At 70.1% G+C, this 2,549-nt stretch carries 3 protein-coding genes; all 3 read right to left on the bottom strand.

Annotated elements, in window-relative coordinates; translation table 11 throughout:
• Nucleotides 1-455: cyclic nucleotide-binding domain-containing protein (locus tag ABGB17_RS38705; RefSeq protein WP_347639363.1), on the bottom strand; the 455-nt coding region annotated here is incomplete at its 3' end.
• 12 nt (nucleotides 456-467) lie between these two features.
• Nucleotides 468-1,760 (bottom strand): MFS transporter, encoded by a 1,293-nt coding sequence (locus ABGB17_RS38700; protein WP_347639361.1) that lies wholly within the window; start codon nucleotides 1,758-1,760, stop codon nucleotides 468-470.
• 102 nt (nucleotides 1,761-1,862) lie between these two features.
• Nucleotides 1,863-2,549, bottom strand: a 687-nt coding sequence (locus ABGB17_RS38695; protein WP_347639359.1) for an alpha/beta hydrolase, incomplete at its 5' end; no start/stop codon positions are given.

The raw sequence follows: 2,549 nt of genomic DNA, 5'->3' as shown, positions 1-2,549 counted from the left end.
GTCTCCGCGGTGTCGGGCTGACCGACGATCTCCAGGGTGCCGCCGGCGGCCGAGCGGATAACATCGCGCCGTTCACGGAACGCCGCGAGCAGCACCTCGGCTATGTCGTCCTGCTCGGCGAGGGCCTGGCGTAACCGCTTTGCCCCGATTCGTACGACCGTCCCTGCGGACACCACCCGAGCAGTCAGATAGACGTGCTGGCCGGTCAGCAGGTTGAGCTCGCCGAGGAAGTCGCCCGGGACACCCTGATAGATCACACGTTCGGGCTCGATCGCCGTCGCGTTCCGGACGATATCCACTTCCGCGGTCAGGAGCAGGAAGAAGTCGTAGGAGTCGTCGCCGGAGGCGTACAGGTTCCGGCCGAGTTCGGCGGGCTCCTCCTCCCCATAGCCGGCGAGCCGGTCGAACTGCTCGCCGTTCAGGACCGGCCCGCGCGGTGCCGCGCTGTCGTTCACGTGGTTCCTCCGTCACACCGGGTCGGAACGGGTCTTCTGCTTCGGCACCGGCCGTGCCCAGCTCAGGTGGAAAGCGGGACGACGGGCCGTTTTCCCCCGGGCGACGGTCAGGACGTAAAGGATCAGGCCCGCGGTGGTGAGGGCGAAGCCGGCCCAGACGGTGGACAGGGTTCCCCAACCGGCGTCGATGGTGATCGCGCCGCCGATCGCGCCGAGCGAGTTGGCCAGGTTGAGGGCGGCAAGGTTGAGCGCGCCCATCAGGGTCGGGGCGTCCGGCGCGAAGCCGGTCAGCCGGACCTGGATGGTGGGGATCGCGAACATCATGGTCGCGCCGACGCCGAACAGGCAGGGCAGCAGGATCGCCAGGTCGGCCCCGGCCAGGCCGATCAGTACCAGGAGTGCCAGCACGCCGCCGTAGCCGTAGACCAGGCCGCGGTTCTCGTACCGGTCGGCGACGTGGCCGCCGAAGTAGTTGCCGACCGCCATGCCGAGGCCGAAGACGGCGAGTGCGACCGGGATGAGCCAGGCGTCCTGCGGCGCCGCGTCGGTGACGAACGGGCCGATGAACGTGTAGACGGCGAAGATGCTGGAGATGCCGAGCGCCGCGACGGTGCTCATCAGCCAGACGCCGGGCCGGCGGAGGGCGCCCAGCTCGTTCGTGACGGAGCCGCCGCGCAGGTCGTCGGTGCGTGGCAGCCAGGTCACCAGGGCGGCGGCGGCGAGCAGGCCGATGGCGACCACGGTCCAGTACATGATGCGCCAGCCGGCGTTCTGGCCGATGAAGGTGCCGAGCGGCGACCCGATGACGGTGGCGACGGTCAGGCCTCCCATCACGGTCGCGAACGCCTTGCCGCCCTTGCCCGGCCCGTACACGTACGCGGCGACGACGGCCCCGGCGCCGAAGAACGCACCCTGCACGCTGCCGGCCACGAACCGGAAGACGACGAGCAGTTCGATGTTCGGTGCCAGCGCCGAGAGCGCGTTGCCCGCCAGGAACAGCGCGATCAGGCCGAGCAGCAGAGCGCGCCGGTTGACGCGTGCGGCGAGCAGGGTGATCGCCGGAGAGCCGATCACCACCCCGATGGCGTAGGCGGTGATCGCATAGGTGGCGACCGGGAGAGATATGCCCAGATCGGAGGCGAACAGCTGGATGACGCCGTTGCTCCCGAACTCTCCGGTGCCGATCGCGAAGGTGCCCAGCGCCAGCGCGAACAACACCGGCTTCGGATCACGGATGGGGGACGTCGCCGAGGTGTGCCGCTTCTCCTCGGCCGCGCACTGGCCCTCGTAGGCACGGTGATGCATGGACCTGTCCTCCAGAGAATCAGCCGAGCGACGTGACGGCCCGCGGTGACGCCGGGAGGCGACCGTCACGCCCGTCCCGGCCGCTCGGACATCGGTCCCGGGTCAGCGTGCGGCGCGCTTGACCAGGTCGGCCGTCACGGCGGGCTGGGAGATCATCGCGACGTGCGAGGCGCCGACCTCGCGGACCTGCGACCCGGCCCGCCTCGCCATGAACCGCTGCGCCGCGGCGGGGAGCACCTGATCGTCGCGGGCGACCAGGTAATACGAAGGAATGGTCTTCCACGCCGGGGCTCCGGACCCCTCGCTCAACGTGCGCGTGTCGGCGGGCCGCTGGCCGGCCCACATCAGGTCGGCGGTCGCTCTCGGCACGTCGCCGGCGAAGACGCCGCGGAAGACGTCCTTCTTGATGTATCCGTCGACGAAGTCCTCACCATAGGGACGGAAGTCCAGTGCCGCTTCGTCGAGCCTGCTTCCCGGGTACTTCGACTGCAGGCCCACCAGCGTCTCATCCTCGTCGGGGGCGAACGCGGCCACGTAGACCAGCGCTTTCACGTTCGGGTTGCCGGCTGCGGCGTTCGTGATGACGATCCCGCCGTAGGAGTGCGCGGCGAGCACGATCGGGCCGCCGAGAGTAGCGAGGATGCTCGCCAGGTAGCTGGAGTCGGCGGCCACACCGCGCAGCGGGTTCGCCGGGGCGATGACGGGGTAACCGTCGCGGATGAGCCGGGCCGCGACGCCGCTCCAACCGGAGGCGTCGGCGAACGCGCCGTGCACCAGTACCACCGTGGG

Origin of the sequence: Sphaerisporangium sp. B11E5, assembly GCF_039871875.1 — a bacterium.
Classification (GTDB): domain Bacteria; phylum Actinomycetota; class Actinomycetes; order Streptosporangiales; family Streptosporangiaceae; genus Sphaerisporangium.
This window is presented reverse-complemented; position numbering and strand designations above follow the sequence as displayed.